We start from the raw sequence: 977 nt of genomic DNA, 5'->3' as shown, positions 1-977 counted from the left end.
TGATCTGGCTTAATGATTCTGGACACCCCTAAAGGGCGTTAATCTACGCCCAACGACGAGGTGTGATTTGACCAGACGATATTTTTCGACAGATTTCAAACGGGATGCGGCTTGCCTGGTTTTGGATAAAGACTATTCGGTTAGTGAAGCCTGCGAAGCAATGGGCGTGGGCCCTACAGCTCTGCGCCGCTGGGTTGAGCAACTGCGTGCGGAGCGCAGCGGCAAGACGCCTGAGAAGTCCAAGGCCATGACCGTTGACCAACAACGCATCCAGGAACTGGAAGCAACAATTCGACGGATTGAGCGCGAGAAGGAAATTTTAAAAAAGGCTACAGCTCTCTTGATGTCGGATTCCCTCGATCGGTAAGGCTGGTCGAGGAGTTAAGCGAGCAATATTCAAGATCCGAGTTGTGCGTTGTATTTGGAATCAACCGCAGCAGTTATTACGAGCGTCTGAAACAGCGGGCGAAAGTAGATGACGGGCGCAATCGCCTAAAGATCAAAGCTGCTGAATTACATGAGCAAAGTCGCGGCTCAATGGGCGCGCGCAGCCTGTCAAAGGCGCTATGTAACGAAAAAGAGTCGGTGGGTCGTTACATGGCTCGTAGCCTGATGCGCGAGCTCGGGTTGAAGAGCCAGCAACGGCGCAGGCATCGTTACAAACCCAGCGGTGCGGAGGCGCAATACGCCCCCAATCATTTGCAGCGTAAATTCAATGTCGAGGCGCCCAATCAAGTGTGGTGTGGCGACGTGACTTACATTTGGGCCGGTACTTACTGGGTTTATCTGGCTGCTGTACTTGATCTGCATGCCCGGCGCATCGTCGGCTGGGCGATGTCCAGAAGTCCGGATTCAGCTCTGACCTGTCGAGCGTTAAAGATGGCTTTCGAGTCGCGAGGACGCCCTGAAAACCTAATGTTTCATTCGGATCAGGGCTGTCATTACAGCAGTAAAGTATTTCGTGAAACCCTGGCGGA

General features: G+C 52.9%; 2 protein-coding genes. Both read left to right on the top strand.

The window, feature by feature from the left end:
- Positions 1-67 precede the first annotated feature (67 nt).
- Positions 68-367, top strand: coding sequence for an IS3 family transposase (locus tag GTU76_RS29720; RefSeq protein ID WP_034156570.1), 300 nt, complete (start codon positions 68-70; stop codon positions 365-367).
- A 41-nt stretch (positions 368-408) separates the two neighbouring features.
- Positions 409-977, top strand: a 569-nt coding sequence (locus GTU76_RS29715) for an IS3 family transposase (RefSeq protein WP_246376191.1), incomplete at its 3' end; no start/stop codon positions are given.

The organism is Pseudomonas crudilactis, assembly GCF_013433315.1.
GTDB lineage: Bacteria > Pseudomonadota > Gammaproteobacteria > Pseudomonadales > Pseudomonadaceae > Aquipseudomonas > Aquipseudomonas crudilactis.
Note: the sequence above shows the minus strand (reverse complement) of the source record. Positions and strands in the feature narration are given on the sequence as shown.